Origin of the sequence: Leisingera sp. JC1, assembly GCF_001679925.1 — a bacterium.
Classification (GTDB): domain Bacteria; phylum Pseudomonadota; class Alphaproteobacteria; order Rhodobacterales; family Rhodobacteraceae; genus Leisingera.
The window spans coordinates 305,150-319,407 of the sequence record NZ_LYUZ01000081.1 but is presented as its reverse complement, the minus strand read 5'-3'; the positions used below and the strand labels follow the sequence as shown (position 1 = coordinate 319,407).

Below are 14,258 nucleotides of genomic sequence, written 5' to 3'. Positions count from 1 at the left end.
CGGCGGCCGTTCATTGCTGGAGGGGAGATTTGGGGCCGCCGCTGCAGGAATGGATCACCGGGGTGAGAGAACCGGTTGGAGGGACCCTTCTGCAGCAGCAGCCCAAATTGTGCCGGTCTGCGACCTTGCCCAATCTCTGCCATCTTTCTGCCCGAATTGAAAGGTGGGCATTTGGCTTATTACGGAAACATTACGTTCCTATTGGTAAACAAAGGCTAAAGCTTTCCGTAAATTTTCGGAAAAACTCACTCCTGCCAGTCGGGCGGACGCTTCTCGATAAAGGCGGCCATGCCTTCGATGGTGTCGCGGTGCATCAGGTTCTCGACAATCACGCCGCTGGTGTAGGCATAGGCCTGCTCCAGAGGCATCTGCRGCTGCTCGTAAAAGGCCTGCTTGCCGATTTTCACCGCCGCACCGAGCTTGGAGGCGATAGTCTCCGCCAGCCGGTTGGTTTCCGCTTCCAGCTCCTCTTGCGGCACGGAACGGTTGGCCAAGCCGAGTTCCACGGCGCGCGCGGCATCGACGAATTCGCCGGTGGTCAGCAGCTCAAAAGCCTGTTTGCGCGGGATATTGCGCGACAGCGCCACCATCGGGGTGGAGCAGAACAAACCGATATTCACGCCGTTGACGCCGAACCGGGTGCCTTCCGCCGCCACCGCCAGATCGCAGGAGGCAACCAGCTGGCAACCCGCAGCGGTGGCAATGCCGTGAACCTGGGCGATTACCGGCTGGGGCAGGGATTGCAGTCCCGTCATCACGCTGGTGCAGCGTGCAAACAGATCCTGGAAATAGGCCTTGCCGCCGTCCTCGGACGCGCGGCCAGCGGTCATCTGTTTGATGTCATGGCCTGCGCAGAACCCTTTGCCCGCACCGGAGAGAATCACAACCTTGATGCGGCTGTCTTCGCGCAAAGCGTCAATCTGCTCCTGCAGCGCCGCCAGCATCTCATCCGACAGCGCGTTCAGCTTCTCCGGCGTGTTCATGGTAAGGCGGGCAATTGCGCCCGTGTCGTGACGTTCCAGAATTGCCATCTTGCCCTCCGTGCAAATCCGGGGGCAACTCTAGGCGGGGCGAACAGAAAGGGAAAGCATGGCGCTGGCATTTGATGTCGCAGGTCTGACGGAGTACTTGCATGAGATTTTTCCGCAGGTGCGGGATGACTTTGCCATCGACGCGATGGAGGAAAACCATCTCCGGATGCGGCTGCTGACGGCGGAGCGGCACCTGCGCCCCGGCGGCACGGTGTCCGGCCCGTCGATGTTCGCGCTGGCCGATTGCGCGGTCTACGCGCTGATCCTGGCGCATCTGGGGCAGGAGGCGCTGGCAGTAACCACCAATTGCTCGCTCGATTTCATGCGCAAGCCTGCGGCAGGGGCAGACCTGATCGGCGAGGCGCGGCTGCTGAAGCTGGGCCGGGTTCTGGCGGTGGCGGATGTGCTGATCTATTCCGAGGGCATGGCAGAGCCGGTGGCGCGCGCCTCGATGACCTATTCGATCCCGCCGAAGCGTTAGGGCAGGTTTCTTACAGGGCGGTGGCGAAAGGCTGGCCCACCTTAACCAGTGTTTCGCGGCCCTTGGCACTGTTTGCCGCCAGATCATCGGAGAACCGCACTTTGCCCGGCTCGAACACCACCACCACGGTGGAGCCGCCGAACTTGAAGTAGCCCTTCTCGTCCATCTTCTGCACCGCGCCCGAGGTGCGGGTGTTGATGATGGAGCCGACCCCGAAGGCGCCGACCTCAATAAAGCAATAGCTGCCCAGGTTATCGGTTTCGATCAGGGTCCAGGTGCGCTTGTTTTCTCCGAACACATCCGGCCCCGCGCCAAGCGCTATCGGGTTGACCGAATGCAGCGCGCCGGGAATGTCCTGTGCTGCGGTGATGCGGCCCGCGGCAGGGAAGTGGTAGCGGTGGTAGTCCGCCGGGCACAGCCGCACGATTGCCAGCGCGCCGCCGATGAACCGCTCCGCAATACCCGGCAGCATGGTGCGCACCGACATCGGATAACCCTTGACCGGGACAAACACATCCTCTGCCAGCTCCGGGAACACCAGCACCCGGCCATCCGCGGGCGATACAATGTCCTTTGGGTCCGCGCTGAAGGGGCGAGCCTCCGGTTTCAGGTGCCGTACAAAGAAGTCGTTGAAGCAGCCATAGCTGTCTGCCGGAGCGGTAGCCTCACTCATGTCGATGGCCAGTTCGTTAACCACAGCCGCGATCTTGCCCTTTGAAAACCGCGAGTCGAACCAGGCGCCCATCAGCCGGCTGATGAGGGGGGAGCGGAACAGCAGCTTTTCCACCGGCCTGGCGCTGGCGTTCTGATAGGCCCAGCGAATCCATTTCTCGCCCAGCACTGCCTCTTCAAAGGTCTCGCCGGTCTCGCGGTCTACAACAAGGATGGGGTCGCGCTGCATCAAATCTGCCAAATCTGGTTTCGTCCCGCTGCGCCTAGCAAAGCGCGGGGGCGGGGCCAAGAGCGGATGTGCGACGCGGCGGCAGCAAGGCTCACCTTTGCAGACACCAAGGCGCAAACAAAAAAGGCCGGGGGCGAACCCCGGCCGTCAGGTTGTTCCTTTGCCCAGGGGATCACGGGCGCCAGAACGGAAGAGTGGCTTCATAATGGGCGTCCTCACGGGTCAGCCCGATGTCCTTCAGCTGCGTCTCGCTCAGGTGTTTCAAATGGGTTCGGGTGCGATGGCGCAGGCTCCACTTGGTTACCAGCACGGCAAAGGAGACGGCCCATTGCGCCAGCACCGGCAGGGCCGGGCGGCTGTTCAAAAAGGACATGTTCGATTGTGCCATTTGCATATGCTGTGCCATGGGAGGCTTCCTTCGTATTGTGTTGATACAATCCTGTTGATTTGTCGTGATGTTTTGATACAAAGAGGGTGAGAGGTTGTCCAAGGATGGATTGTAATGGGTACAATTTGGCCGCAAGCGCTGGGTGAGACAAAAGGTCCCAAGTACAAAAAGGTCGCAGATACAATCCGGTCTGCCGTCGAGACGGGTAGCCTGAAAATTGGTACAAAGCTGCCGCCGGTGCGCGACCTCGCGTATCAGTTGAGCATTACACCCGGCACTGTCGCCCGCGCCTACAGCATCCTGACCGATGAGGGTGTGCTGGAGGCCGAAGTCGGGCGCGGCACTTTCGTAGCCGAAAAGAAGAAGCCGGTGCCCGATGACGTATGGTCGCGGGAGCTGCATCTGCTGGAGGCGCGCGATCCCGGCCATGTGAGCCTGTTCAGCCCGCGGATTGCCGACATGGGGCAGGTGGCCGCGGTGCGAGAGGCGCTGCACAAGGTGGCAGAAGGCGAGGCGCGGAATTTCCTGAACTACCCGACCCGCGATGCATATAAGCCGGTACGCCAGGCCGCTGCGGATTGGATTGCCAAAGCGCCGGTCGGCCCGGTCAGCGAACGGGACGTGGTTCTGACCCATGGCGGTCAGAATGGAATCATGGTGGTTCTCCAGGCCATCCTGCAAGGCCAGCAGCCGGTGATCATGGTGGAGGACCTGACCTATGCCGGCTTCCGCCGCGCGGCGGAGCTGCTCAGGGCGCAGGTGGTAGAGGTCGCCATGGATGAGCACGGCCTCCGCCCGGATGCGATGGAGCTGGCGATCCGCAAATCCGGCGCTTCTGTCATCTGCACCAGCCCGGAGGTCCATAATCCCACCGGGCTGTTCACCCCGCTGGAGCGCCGCAAGGAGATTGTCCGCATCGCCCGCCGCCACGGTGTGCAGATTGTCGAGGATGACTGCTACCGCCTCGGCGAGTCACGCGCACCGAGCTACCGTTCTCTGGCGCCGGAGCTGGCCTGGCATGTCTCCTCGATCTCCAAAATCCTGACGCCGGCCCTGCGCGTCGGCTTTGCCCTTGCACCGGAAGGGCGGGCGGCCGACCTGCGCCGGGTGGCGGAATACGGCTATTTCGGCCTGGCCCAGCCGCTGGCGGAACTGGTGCGGATCCTGCTGACCGATCCGCGCCTGCCCGGGCTGGTGCAATCCGTGCGCGGTGAAATGGCCCGTTATGTGCGGGTGGCGGTCAATGCGCTCGGCGGCTTCGATCTGACCTGGAACCCTGAGGTGCCGTTCCTGTGGCTGAAACTGCCGTCCGGCTGGCGCGCTGCGGCCTTCACCCGCGCGGCTGAGGCCAACGGGGTGCAGATCCGATCGGCGGATGAGTTCGCCCTGCGCGACGGCCGCGCGCCCCACGCGGTGCGCATTGCCATCAACGCGCATGTGCCGCTGAAACAGTTTGAGGAGGCTATGCTGCGCCTGCGCGCCCTGCTGGACAACCCGCCGGAGCAGATCAGCGTGTGAATTTGTGGGGTATTATTATACCTATTTTTTAAACCCTTGTTTTGTAATGGTTTAATCTTGTTTGACGGTGTTGACTGGGGCTTGGGATGCCCGTAAACCCCGTCCATCGAATTCAGGCCGAAGACCTTTGGGATTCTGCCTTTCACGACAAACAGGATTGACCTGCCATGAAAACCTTCTCTGCTACTCCGGCAGATATCGAGAAGAAGTGGATCATCATCGACGCCGAGGGCGTGGTGCTGGGCCGTCTTGCCTCGATCGTTGCCATGCGCCTGCGCGGCAAGCACAAAGCGTCCTTCACTCCGCATATGGACATGGGCGACAACGTCATCATCATCAACGCCGAAAAGGTGCAGATGACCGGCAAGAAGCGCGACGAGCACTTCTACTGGCACACCGGCCACCCGGGCGGCATCAAGTCGCGCACCAAGCAGGAAATCCTGGAAGGTGCACATCCGGAGCGCGTTGTGACCCAAGCGGTCAAGCGTATGCTGCCGGGCAACCGCCTGTCGCGCCAGCAAATGACCAACCTGCGCGTTTACGCTGGTGCCGAGCACCCGCATGAAGCCCAGGCACCTGAAGTTCTGGACGTCAAATCCATGAACAAGAAAAACACCCGGAGCTGATATTGATGTCTGATCAGATCAACACTCTCGAAGAGCTCGCAGCTGCAACCGGTGTGGAAGCAGTGGCTGAAGAAACCATCGCGCGTGAGCCGGTTCGTGACGAACTGGGCCGCTCCTATGCCACCGGCAAGCGTAAAGACGCTGTTGCCCGCGTCTGGATCAAGCCGGGCTCCGGCAAGGTCGAGGTGAACGGCAAGGAAATCAACAAGTACTTCGCCCGTCCGGTGCTGCAGATGATCCTGCGCCAGCCGTTCCAGGTTGCCGGCGTCGAAGGCGAGTTTGACGTCTACGCCACCGTCAAAGGCGGCGGCCTGTCCGGTCAGGCCGGTGCGGTTAAGCACGGCATCTCCAAAGCCCTGCAGCTGTACGATCCGTCGCTGCGTGGTGCGCTGAAAGCAGCCGGCTTCCTGACCCGCGACAGCCGCGTTGTGGAACGTAAGAAATACGGTAAGGCCAAAGCCCGCCGTTCGTTCCAGTTCTCCAAGCGCTAAGCGTTTCGAGGGACAGAAATACGAAAGGGCCGCCTTCGGGGCGGCCCTTTTTCGTTGGCGGAGGCATGCGCAGCTGCGTCACTCCCGGATCGCGTCCCTGTAGGCCTGTTTGGCATTCCGTAAAGCTTCACCGGATACCCCGTTTTCCTCCGCAAATTCAATCAGCCGGACCGCCAGCTTCAGGTTGCGGGGCATGTATTCCCCGGTCGAGAGTTGCACTGCCAAATTGGCCGCAGCCGGGTAGTATCCCGCCTCAGCAGCCTTGATCGCGAGCCGGGCGCCGCGGCTCGGGTCAGGGTCTGTGCCGTCGCCAATGATAAGCATGTGGGCCAGGTTCCACATCGCAATCGGATACCCATGGGCTGCCGCATGCAGGTTGAGCCGGTACTGAACCTTCTCCATATCATCCGTAATCGGGATTCCGCGGCAATCTTCATTGGTCATGATCCAACCCAGCGCAACGGCGGCCTGCGGTGAAAATGTGTCGACGGTGTTGCCGCGGGTCACCAGCTCATCCCAGCGGCTGAGTTCGCCCTCGCAGACTTCATCAGCAATCTCGTTGAAATACTCCCGCTCGTCCTGAAACAGATGCAACGGCTTGGCATCTTGTGCAAAGGCGGGGGCGGCTGAAGTCAAAGCCGCAAACATCAACGCAAATCGGCGGGTCATTGTAATTCATTTCCTTTTGGCCCGTGCAGCCGTCTGTTTTGCATCTGACTTTTCAGCGCCAAGGCTGTTTGGGGGCTTGTGAGTATGCTTACGATAATTGCTTGCGATGTTAGCCATCAGCAGGCCCAAGTCACGGTTTTTTTGCAGTGACTGCACGGCGTTCAGCAGGGGCGCTATCTTTACCCGGGGCTGGAAGACGTCGCGGCGTTTACTTGGTCGCCTGTTCAGTACCATCCGTTTTCCCGGGGGCTGCCTTCAGGGTTCCTTTAGAAAGATTTCCTAGGGTGGCCCGGAAATCCTAGGACGGGAACCGGAAGGCAGAATACCATGACATCACCAGAACAATTCAAGACTGCCCCGATCGGCAACGGCAAACTGGAAATCGGCCGCTTCACCCATGGCTATGAGGATCTGGAGATCGAGGGGCAGGGCGGCGGCGCCAATGTCGCGATCGGCTCCTTCTGTTCGATCAGCCGCGGTGTGCGGGTGATGCTGGATCAGTCCCCGGCGCTGGACCGGATTTCTGCCTTCTCCTTCGGCGAAGCCTTTACCGAACATCTTGGCGGGTCCGACACCCATGCTCCCCAACCGGGCTGCCAGGATGTGGTGATCGGAAATGACGTCTGGATCGGTGCTAATGCGACCTTGCTGGGCGGGGTGACGATCGGTGATGGTGCTGTGATCAGTCCCAATGCGACCGTAACCAGCGATGTGGGCGCCTATGAAGTCTGGGCTGGCAACCCGGCGCAGCTCGTGCGTAAACGTTTCGACGGCACGGTGTGCGAAAAACTGCAGGCGCTGCGCTGGTGGGACTTGCCGCTGCCCCTGATCCAGGAAATGGCGCCACTGCTCTCCACTCAGCCCACACTGGACCTGATCGAGGGGCTGCAATGCATTGTCAGCGACCTGGTGACCTTCACGGATGAAAGCGCTGCCTGACCGCACGGCGGGCTGATGAACCTATGGTTTTCAGGTTGGAAACCGGCCCGGGCTGCCCCTGCGGCGCCCGGGCGTTAACTTTTTCGCAAAATTAGCGTAACATGGGCAGACCGCTTCCTGATGGGGGACAGCTGTCATGCCGCAAACGATCTACCAGAAATACGGCGGGTTCAGCGCCATCAGCCGGGTCGTGATGACCTTTTATGAGCTGGCGCTCGATTCCGATCAGATCGGCGATTACTTCGCCGATGTGGACATGGCGCGCCTGATTGACCACCAGACCAAGTTCATTTCCTCGCTGCTGGGCGGCCCTGCGTCCTTCAGTGATGACCGGCTGGAGGCGGTGCACAGGGCACTCGGCATTACCCACAAAGACTTTGACGAGATGGGAGCACTGCTGAAAGAAGCGCTGGAACAGCACGGCCTGTCAGAGCCGGACATCCGCACGACGCTTAACGCCATCGAATCTAAACGCAGCATCATCGTCACCCGGGAAGCGGCATGAGCATTGCCGCCATCAATGAGCAGCTGTTGCGTGCCATTGGTGTCGGCGTGGCAGTCGTGCGGGCATCGGACCTTGGATTTGTCTTTCACAACCAGCCCTTTGCGGAATGGTTTGGCACCCCGGGCGAGGGCGCTTCGCTGACCGATGCCATCGATGGCCTGCAGCCGGAGGACCTGGGGCCGCTTTGTGACGAGGGCCTGCGCTACTCGGCGGAGCTGAAGATCAAGCGCAAACGCCGCACCCTGGTTTTCGCCATCAATATTTCCCAGGCCAGCCACCTGAACGAGGCGCTGCTGGTGGTGGAGTGCCAGAACATCACCCGCATCCGCGAGCTGGAGAGCATGATCGACAGCTACTCCACCATGGTGGAGCGCAACACCCGCGAGCTGGAACGCGAGAAGGAACGGGTGGAGCGGCTGCTGCTCAATCTGATGCCGCGCTCGGTCTATGAGGAGTTCAAGACCTTTGGCGTGGTCACCCCGCAGCTTTATCCCAAGGTGTCGGTGGTGATGCTGGACTTCGTGAACTTCACCGACTTTGCCTCCCGCACCGATCCGACGGTCACGCTGGGAGAGCTGAACGACATCTTCACCGCCTTCGACCGCATCGTCGAGCAATACGGCTGCGAGCGGATCAAGACCATTGGCGACGCCTATCTGGCGGTTGCCGGCATGCCGGAGCCGACGCCGGACCACGCCACCGCCGTGGCCCATTGCGCCACCCGTTTCCTGCGCTATCTGGACCGGCGCAACCAAAGCCACCAGCACAAGTGGCAGGCGCGGATCGGCCTTGGTACCGGCTCTGCTGTGGGTTCTGTGGTGGGTATCCAAAAGTACGTCTATGACGTCTTCGGCCCGGCGGTTAACCTGGCCTCCCGGCTGCAAGTCTTTGCCAACCCGATGAAGATTGTCGCGCCAGAGGACATGAAGGACGCTTTGTCCGAGGAATTCCACGTCACCGACATCGGCCCTGAGGACATCAAGGGCATCGGCGAAGTGAACCTGGTGAACGTCGGCGACGAGCTGAGCGCCCCGCAGCCCAGCGGGCGTTTTTAGCGGCCGGTTCTAATTGTCCGGCCCGATCAGCCCCAGCCCGCGCAAATAAATCCCGATGCCGCTTTCCAGCAGGTCCTCCGGCGGAAAGGGTGAAGCAGCTCCGGGCGAGTTGCGCGCATAAAGCTCCACCACCCCGTGGCTCATCGCCAGCACATGGGCCGAGAACATCGAGGCCGGCGGGCGTTTCTCTGCCGGGATATGCTGGCTGAGGTCAGCCGCAGCGCGTTCCAGAATCGCGCGCGCGCGGGCGGCGGCATCAGCCAGCTCCGGCGTGCGGTTCACCGAAATACCGCTTTCGAACATCGCGATGTAGTGGCCCGGATGCTTGCGGGCAAAGGCCAGATAGGCCCGCCCCGTTGCCTCAAACGCAGCCAGCGCCGAGGGCTGATACTTGTCATATGCGTGCTGCATCAGGTCGGCGAACATCACATAGCCCTGACGCGAGGCTTCTGCGATCAGATCCTCGCGCCCCTCGAAATGGCGGTAGACCGCAGCCGGGGTAACACCCGCCTGCTTGGCCGCTTCCGACAGGGTGAAGCCGGTCGGCCCTTTGGCCTCAATCAGCTGCAAGGCGGCCTCTACCAGTGCCTGGCGCAGATTGCCGTGATGATAACCGCGTTTAGGCATCCCAGATATCCGGGCCTCCGCATATTTCCGTATCAAGGGCACCAATCGCGTTAGTGTCCTTTTCAGCGTAGTCAATCGCGTGCAGAACGCTGCGTATCGCCGCCAGCCGCGCCCGCCGTTTGTCATCCGAACGGATGATTGTCCAGGGGGCCTCAGGGCTGTGGCTGCGCGCAAAAGTTTCTGAAATTGCAGCGCTGTAGCCGTCCCATTTCTCCAGCCCCTTCACATCTATGGAACTCAGCTTCCACTGTTTCAGAGGATCAGATTCCCGTGCCAGGAACCGGCGCAACTGTTCCGCACGGCCCACGTTGAGCCAGAACTTGAACAGGTGGATGCCGTCCTCCGCCAGCGCCGTTTCAAAGCCCGGAACCTGATCGAAAAACCGCTCCCGCTGCGCATCGGTGCAGAAGCCGAACACCTTTTCGACAACGCCGCGGTTGTACCAGCTGCGGTCAAAGAACACGATTTCGCCGCCTGACGGCAGCTGCTGCACATAGCGCTGGAAATACCACTGGCTCTGCTCAGCCTCAGTCGGTTTTGACAGCGCCACGATCCGCGCGCCGCGCGGGTTCAGATTCTCGCGGAACCGCTTGATGGTGCCGCCTTTGCCGGCCGCATCGCGACCCTCAAAGACGATGGCAATCCGCGCGCCGCTAGACTTGACCCAGGACTGCAGCTTGACCAGTTCAATCTGCAGCGCCTCCAGGTCCTTCTCGTAAGCCTTGCGCCTCATCCGCTCCCGGTGCGGGTAGCTGGGGCTGAGGATTTCATCCTTGTCCGCACGCTTGATGGCGGTGCGGATCTCCTCCGGCGCGCCGTTCTGGAAGTAGCGGCTAATGGCCCCGTCAAACGGCAGCGGCATGTGCAAAACCCTTCTGTCCTCAATCCCTTATATGGGAAGGAAGTATGGAATGTGAATCGCTTTAACGCAAATGCGCACGTTCAGCTGCGCGGCGCACCGCATCGGCGACATCTTCCGTTGCGACGTGCTGCGGCATATGGCCGATCCCCTCCAGCAGCGTCAGCCGCGCGCTGTCGACATCCCGCGCCAGTCCTTCGGCATGCAGCTTGAGGTTCACCAGATCATCCTCAGTGCCGTGGATCACCTCCAGCGGAACCGTGATGCGGCGGTAATGCTGCGACAGTTCTGTCACTTCCTCCAGCAGGTTCGCCCGCTGCCGGGCGTTGGCCCGCAGCGACCCGCGCCGCAGCGACAGGCCGGTGCCGAAATGTTCGGCGTATCCCTCAGGCACCATCTGCGGCGCAAAGATTTCCTGCAGGGAGCGGCTGACCACGAAATCCGGGACAAAGGCCGCCAGCACCGGCACCGCCACAGCGCTGCCAAAACGCGAGGAGGTGAGACGGTAGAGCGGATCCAGCGGTGTGGTCCAGGGGTAGGCCACGCCTGACACAGTCACCAAGCCGGATACGCTTTCCGGGTGGTCCACCGCCCAGGCCAGCGCCACCGCGCCGCCATAGCTTTGGCCCAGCACGACGGGTTTCTCTGCCTCCATCTGCGCCGCGGCCTGGCGCAGCACATCCGCCTGCTGGCGGATCGTTGCACCCGTCCCGTTCAGCGGGCTGGAATACCCCAAGCCCGGACGGTCGAAGATCAGGATGCGGAACTCCTCCGCCAGCGCCGGCGCCAGCCGGAACGTCATGTCGCGGGTATTGCCGCTGGAGCCGTGGATCAGCACCAGATCCGGCGCGCTGCCCTTGGGCTGTCCCATTTCCACCGCATGGACCCGGTGCGCCCCGACCACCAGAACCTGGCCCTGCGGCGGATGACGGGTCTCAGCCGCGGCCTCACGGCGGCCCGCCTGCCAGACGGTCACCGCTGTGCCCGCGGCCACAGCCAAGCCAGCCCAAAGCAGCATCCTAGCGGCCGATCTCATCCAGCTCATAGGGCGTGGTCTGGTAAATTTCATTGATCCAGTTGCCATAGAGAAGATGCGCGTGGCTGCGCCAGCGGTTCTGCGGCTGGCGGCTGGGATCGTTGTCCGGATAGTAGTTGCCCGGCACGTTGATCGGGGTGCCGTTGGCCACGTCGCGGTCGTACTCCTGCTTCAGCGTATCGCTGTCGTACTCGAAATGGTTGAAGATATAGAGCGCCCGGTGCGCCTTGTCCTCAATCAGGCAGGGGCCGACCTCGTCACTGCCCAGAAGCGTTTTCAGCCCCTCGGCGGCATCGACCTCCGCTTGCTTCATCTCGGTCCAGCGGCTGACCGGGATCACGAAATCATCCGAAAACCCGCGAAGGTACGGCGAGGCCGGTGCCAGATTCTGGTGCCGGAAGCAGCCGAACGCCTTGTGATCCAGCATGTGTTTCTTCACGCCATGAAAATGGTTGATCATCGCCATGCCGCCCCAGCAGACGCCAAAGGTGGAATGCACGTTGGTCTGGGTCCACTCGAACACCTCGCGCATTTCGTCCCAATAGGTGACCTCTGCAAAATCCAGATGCTCAATCGGCGCGCCGGTGATGATCAGCCCGTCGAATTTCTCGTGCTTCACCTCCTGGAAGGAGTGATAGAACTCCTCCATGTGTTCAGCCGCGGTGTTCTTGGTCTGATGCTCGGTCATCCGGATCAGGCTCAGCTCGATCTGCAGCGGTGTGGCGCCGATCAGCCGGGCAAACTGGTTCTCTGTCTGGATCTTCTTGGGCATCAGGTTCAACAGCCCGATGCGCAGCGCCCGGATGTCCTGGCGTGCCGCCTGATCCGGCGACATGACCATCACGCCTTCGTTCGTCAGAACGTCATAGGCGGGCAGGTCAGCGGGGATCTTGATGGGCATGTCAGTATCCTGATTTGCGGAAAAATGTGCGATATAGCGGAGGTTGTCAGATAAGCGGCTTAGCCGCGGTCCTCAAGGGCCTTGGCGATCAAATCCACGAAACCAGCCTCATCCTTGACGGCGGAGATCTGGCTGGCGGTCACCGTGACGCCCCAGTTGTCCGCCATCGCCTGATAGCGCGGCTGGCGGTGGGCCAGTGCCTGGGAATAGGTCCAGCGGATAAAGGCATCGGGGTCGACATCCGCTTCGGATACCTTGTTTTGCTTAAGGTATTCCTGCCAGACCCGGTTCAGGAACTCCGGCTGATAGGACATCGGCTTGGGTGCCTTGTCAAAACGGCGCACCAGCTCTGCGGTGTGCTCCTCGCTGCCCTTGATCCAGACCATCAGCGTGTGCTTGCTGAGCTCGGACAGGATCTGGTCATTCGGATCATCGGCATCGACCCATTCGCAGATCGATCCGCCGGTGTCGCAGATGAAATGCGGATAGCCATACAGCTGCTGCGCCCGGCCTTCAAAATATTCGGTGTCCAGCAGAGCGCGGATCTCGGCGACGCGGAACTGTTCCTGGCGGCGTTTGTACTCTGCAATCGGGAGTCCGCCCTTGGCCACATCGCCGGGTTTGCCCAGGTAGGCAGAAACCGGGCGCAGGTTTTCAAAGGTGATGTTGGAACCAATGAAGATCGAATCCGTCAGCAGCAGCTCGCGCAGGAACGGCACTTTCATCGCCTCGGCCTTGGCGTTGTCGGCAATGTACTCACCCATGTAGCGGGTGCCGATGCGGTAATCGATGGAATAGTGGAACCAGCTGCCGGCCCCGCGCAGGACGTTGCTGACATAGGTTTTGCCAAGCCCGGACATGCCAAAGAACAGCACCCGTTTGCTGGGGGCGTCGCGCCAGTCCTGTGCGGAAGAGTAGAGCATGGAAGTTTCAAGTCCCTGAAGGTGTCACGCCTTGCTAGCCACCCGCGGGGGCTGGGTCAATTCCATGCGCGCTTCAGCCGCGGCAAAAGAAAACCCCGCCCCTGGGAGGGGCGGGGCAAACTGCCCGGCAGGTGCCTGGATCAGAAGTGGAAGCCGACTTTCAGGCCGAAGCTGACTGCGTCGTTGTCCTGGAAGTTGGTGACCGGGTTGCCGCCGGGGGAGGCCACCGCATCACCCAGCTGGGTATAGCGGACACCGGCAGAGACAGTCATGTTGTCCTGCTTGTACTGCACGCCAACGCGGATCGCTTCATAGCCGTGGGTAGGCGCCAGCGGAGAGACCAGGTTGTCGCCGTCCGAATCCGAATAGATCAGCGCCACCGAACCGGACCACTTCTCGTTGAAGGCGCGACCGACACCCAAGGTGTAGGTAACGGAGTCATCCAGATCGATCAGGTCGCGTCCAAAAATTCCGGGAACCAGATTGGTCACGCTGTGCTCGGCCCAGCGGATGCCGCCGAACAGCAGAGTGTCCTGTGCGATACCGGTCTGGAAGTCCAGGTTCACCGATTGCGGTGTTTTGGTCTTGGTTGAGCTGGTGCCGTTTGCAGCCGGGAAGCCTGAAAAGGTTTCGGTCAGATCAAAATCATGCTCGATTTCAGAGCTGTAGGTGAGGGCAACGCGCAGGGCGATGTCCGGGATCTCATAGGCGACGCCGGCCACCCAGCCAAAGGCGCCATCCTTGGCGACTTTAACATTGTAGGTGCCGCCGGGAATGGCTGAGGCATATGCGCCGCCTGCCAGATTTATCTCGCCGTCAATTTCCTGGTAGCGCAGGCCGCCGTGGACGCTGAAACGCTCATTGAACTTGTAGCGCAGCAGGGCAGTGATCGAGTTTGAATCCGCCTGCGCCGTTGTGCCGCCCAGCAGCAGCGACCCGGTGGTCGGATAGTTCACATCCACCCCCCAAGGCTGATCGAAGATCAGCGCAAACGACAGCTGTTCGTTGATGTCGCGCTTGTAGCCGGCGCCAAACATGTTGAACCGCTCACCGACATCGCCAGTGGCAGAGCCGAACGGGTTCAGCGATGTTCGGTCGTTGCCCGACAGGTCAACCGAGGTCGTTGCGAACGAAAACTCGGCATAATTGCCTTCTTCAAAGATGATCCCGATCGGCTGGCCGGTGCGGTCCAGACCGCTCGCCATGGCTGAGCCGGATACCAGCGCCAAAGCCGCCGAAGTTGCAAGATAGCGTTTCATTGTTCCTCCCTCATTGGCGGCTGTGGTGAGCCGCTTTACGCGAACGTAA

General features: G+C 61.2%; 17 protein-coding genes. 7 read left to right on the top strand and 10 right to left on the bottom strand.

The window, feature by feature from the left end; all coding sequences use genetic code 11:
- Positions 1-245 precede the first annotated feature (245 nt).
- Entirely contained in the window at positions 246-1,031 is a 786-nt protein-coding gene (locus A9D60_RS09570) for an enoyl-CoA hydratase (RefSeq protein WP_065267352.1), read from the bottom strand.
- Positions 1,032-1,089: 58 nt separating this feature from the next.
- Here A9D60_RS09570 and A9D60_RS09565 point away from each other — a divergent pair, with 58 nt between their 5' ends.
- Positions 1,090-1,512: a PaaI family thioesterase gene (locus tag A9D60_RS09565; protein ID WP_065267351.1), complete on the top strand. Its 423-nt coding sequence runs from the start codon at positions 1,090-1,092 to the stop codon at positions 1,510-1,512.
- Positions 1,513-1,522: 10 nt separating this feature from the next.
- Here the strand turns inward: A9D60_RS09565 and asd are convergent, their stop codons facing one another.
- Together asd and A9D60_RS09555 are read right to left on the bottom strand one after the other, a co-directional pair.
- Positions 1,523-2,413 carry an archaetidylserine decarboxylase gene (gene asd / locus A9D60_RS09560; protein ID WP_065267350.1) on the bottom strand — a complete coding sequence of 297 codons (891 nt, stop codon included), beginning with the start codon at positions 2,411-2,413 and terminating at the stop codon, positions 1,523-1,525.
- Positions 2,414-2,585: 172 nt separating this feature from the next.
- Entirely contained in the window at positions 2,586-2,819 is a 234-nt protein-coding gene (locus A9D60_RS09555) for a DUF1127 domain-containing protein (RefSeq protein ID WP_065267349.1), read from the bottom strand.
- Positions 2,820-2,915: 96 nt separating this feature from the next.
- Here A9D60_RS09555 and A9D60_RS09550 point away from each other — a divergent pair, with 96 nt between their 5' ends.
- The 3 genes from A9D60_RS09550 (at position 2,916) to rpsI (ending at position 5,436) form a co-directional block, all read left to right on the top strand.
- Entirely contained in the window at positions 2,916-4,319 is a 1,404-nt protein-coding gene (locus A9D60_RS09550; RefSeq protein WP_065267348.1) for an aminotransferase-like domain-containing protein, read from the top strand.
- 167 nt (positions 4,320-4,486) lie between these two features.
- Positions 4,487-4,945 carry a 50S ribosomal protein L13 gene (gene rplM, locus A9D60_RS09545; RefSeq protein ID WP_019296185.1) on the top strand — a complete coding sequence of 153 codons (459 nt, stop codon included), beginning with the start codon at positions 4,487-4,489 and terminating at the stop codon, positions 4,943-4,945.
- A 5-nt stretch (positions 4,946-4,950) separates the two neighbouring features.
- Positions 4,951-5,436 carry a 30S ribosomal protein S9 gene (gene rpsI, locus A9D60_RS09540; RefSeq protein ID WP_019296186.1) on the top strand — a complete coding sequence of 162 codons (486 nt, stop codon included), beginning with the start codon at positions 4,951-4,953 and terminating at the stop codon, positions 5,434-5,436.
- Positions 5,437-5,514: 78 nt separating this feature from the next.
- Here the strand turns inward: rpsI and A9D60_RS09535 are convergent, their stop codons facing one another.
- The gene (locus A9D60_RS09535) at positions 5,515-6,105 is read right to left on the bottom strand and encodes a tetratricopeptide repeat protein (RefSeq protein ID WP_065267347.1); all 591 of its coding nucleotides are present in this window, start codon (positions 6,103-6,105) and stop codon (positions 5,515-5,517) included.
- A gap of 327 nt (positions 6,106-6,432) precedes the next feature.
- Between A9D60_RS09535 and A9D60_RS09525 the strand changes: the two genes are divergently transcribed.
- From A9D60_RS09525 to A9D60_RS09515, 3 genes are all read left to right on the top strand, one after another.
- On the top strand, positions 6,433-7,044 hold the full coding sequence (locus tag A9D60_RS09525) for a CatB-related O-acetyltransferase (RefSeq protein ID WP_065267345.1): 612 nt from the start codon (positions 6,433-6,435) through the stop codon (positions 7,042-7,044).
- 136 nt (positions 7,045-7,180) lie between these two features.
- On the top strand, positions 7,181-7,549 hold the full coding sequence (locus tag A9D60_RS09520; RefSeq protein ID WP_065267344.1) for a group I truncated hemoglobin: 369 nt from the start codon (positions 7,181-7,183) through the stop codon (positions 7,547-7,549).
- Positions 7,546-8,604 carry an adenylate/guanylate cyclase domain-containing protein gene (locus A9D60_RS09515; protein ID WP_019296189.1) on the top strand — a complete coding sequence of 353 codons (1,059 nt, stop codon included), beginning with the start codon at positions 7,546-7,548 and terminating at the stop codon, positions 8,602-8,604. Before A9D60_RS09520 ends, A9D60_RS09515 begins: the two co-directional genes overlap by 4 nt.
- A 9-nt stretch (positions 8,605-8,613) precedes the next feature.
- Here the strand turns inward: A9D60_RS09515 and A9D60_RS09510 are convergent, their stop codons facing one another.
- The 6 genes from A9D60_RS09510 to A9D60_RS09485 form a co-directional block, all read right to left on the bottom strand.
- A complete protein-coding gene (locus tag A9D60_RS09510) occupies positions 8,614-9,231 on the bottom strand; it encodes a TetR/AcrR family transcriptional regulator (RefSeq protein ID WP_019296190.1) in 618 nt (205 codons plus the stop codon).
- Complete coding sequence (gene ppk2, locus A9D60_RS09505) at positions 9,224-10,093, bottom strand: polyphosphate kinase 2 (protein WP_065267343.1); 870 nt, start codon at positions 10,091-10,093, stop codon at positions 9,224-9,226. Before ppk2 ends, A9D60_RS09510 begins: the two co-directional genes overlap by 8 nt.
- 61 nt (positions 10,094-10,154) lie before the next feature.
- The gene (locus A9D60_RS09500) at positions 10,155-11,108 is read right to left on the bottom strand and encodes an alpha/beta fold hydrolase (RefSeq protein ID WP_065267342.1); all 954 of its coding nucleotides are present in this window, start codon (positions 11,106-11,108) and stop codon (positions 10,155-10,157) included.
- Between the two features lies 1 nt (position 11,109).
- Positions 11,110-12,027: a homoserine O-acetyltransferase MetA gene (metA, locus tag A9D60_RS09495; protein ID WP_065267341.1), complete on the bottom strand. Its 918-nt coding sequence runs from the start codon at positions 12,025-12,027 to the stop codon at positions 11,110-11,112.
- Between the two features lie 59 nt (positions 12,028-12,086).
- Positions 12,087-12,950 carry an ATPase gene (locus tag A9D60_RS09490; RefSeq protein ID WP_065267340.1) on the bottom strand — a complete coding sequence of 288 codons (864 nt, stop codon included), beginning with the start codon at positions 12,948-12,950 and terminating at the stop codon, positions 12,087-12,089.
- A gap of 140 nt (positions 12,951-13,090) precedes the next feature.
- Positions 13,091-14,209 (bottom strand): OmpP1/FadL family transporter, encoded by a 1,119-nt coding sequence (locus tag A9D60_RS09485; RefSeq protein ID WP_065267339.1) that lies wholly within the window; start codon positions 14,207-14,209, stop codon positions 13,091-13,093.
- Positions 14,210-14,258: the final 49 nt, after the last annotated feature.

Excerpts from the sequence above, each read along its gene's own strand:
- ppk2 (WP_065267343.1), bottom strand. The coding sequence starts at position 10,093 with ATGCCGCTGCCGTTTGACGGGGCCATTAGCCGCTACTTCCAGAACGGC.
- A9D60_RS09485 (WP_065267339.1), bottom strand. The coding sequence starts at position 14,209 with ATGAAACGCTATCTTGCAACTTCGGCGGCTTTGGCGCTGGTATCCGGC.
- metA (WP_065267341.1), bottom strand. The coding sequence starts at position 12,027 with ATGCCCATCAAGATCCCCGCTGACCTGCCCGCCTATGACGTTCTGACG.
- asd (WP_065267350.1), bottom strand. The coding sequence starts at position 2,413 with ATGCAGCGCGACCCCATCCTTGTTGTAGACCGCGAGACCGGCGAGACC.
- A9D60_RS09490 (WP_065267340.1), bottom strand. The coding sequence starts at position 12,950 with ATGCTCTACTCTTCCGCACAGGACTGGCGCGACGCCCCCAGCAAACGG.
- A9D60_RS09510 (WP_019296190.1), bottom strand. The coding sequence starts at position 9,231 with ATGCCTAAACGCGGTTATCATCACGGCAATCTGCGCCAGGCACTGGTA.
- A9D60_RS09520 (WP_065267344.1), top strand. The coding sequence starts at position 7,181 with ATGCCGCAAACGATCTACCAGAAATACGGCGGGTTCAGCGCCATCAGC.
- A9D60_RS09555 (WP_065267349.1), bottom strand. The coding sequence starts at position 2,819 with ATGGCACAGCATATGCAAATGGCACAATCGAACATGTCCTTTTTGAAC.
- A9D60_RS09500 (WP_065267342.1), bottom strand. The coding sequence starts at position 11,108 with ATGCTGCTTTGGGCTGGCTTGGCTGTGGCCGCGGGCACAGCGGTGACC.
- A9D60_RS09515 (WP_019296189.1), top strand. The coding sequence starts at position 7,546 with ATGAGCATTGCCGCCATCAATGAGCAGCTGTTGCGTGCCATTGGTGTC.
- A9D60_RS09535 (WP_065267347.1), bottom strand. The coding sequence starts at position 6,105 with ATGACCCGCCGATTTGCGTTGATGTTTGCGGCTTTGACTTCAGCCGCC.
- A9D60_RS09565 (WP_065267351.1), top strand. The coding sequence starts at position 1,090 with ATGGCGCTGGCATTTGATGTCGCAGGTCTGACGGAGTACTTGCATGAG.
- A9D60_RS09550 (WP_065267348.1), top strand. The coding sequence starts at position 2,916 with ATGGGTACAATTTGGCCGCAAGCGCTGGGTGAGACAAAAGGTCCCAAG.
- rplM (WP_019296185.1), top strand. The coding sequence starts at position 4,487 with ATGAAAACCTTCTCTGCTACTCCGGCAGATATCGAGAAGAAGTGGATC.
- rpsI (WP_019296186.1), top strand. The coding sequence starts at position 4,951 with ATGTCTGATCAGATCAACACTCTCGAAGAGCTCGCAGCTGCAACCGGT.
- A9D60_RS09525 (WP_065267345.1), top strand. The coding sequence starts at position 6,433 with ATGACATCACCAGAACAATTCAAGACTGCCCCGATCGGCAACGGCAAA.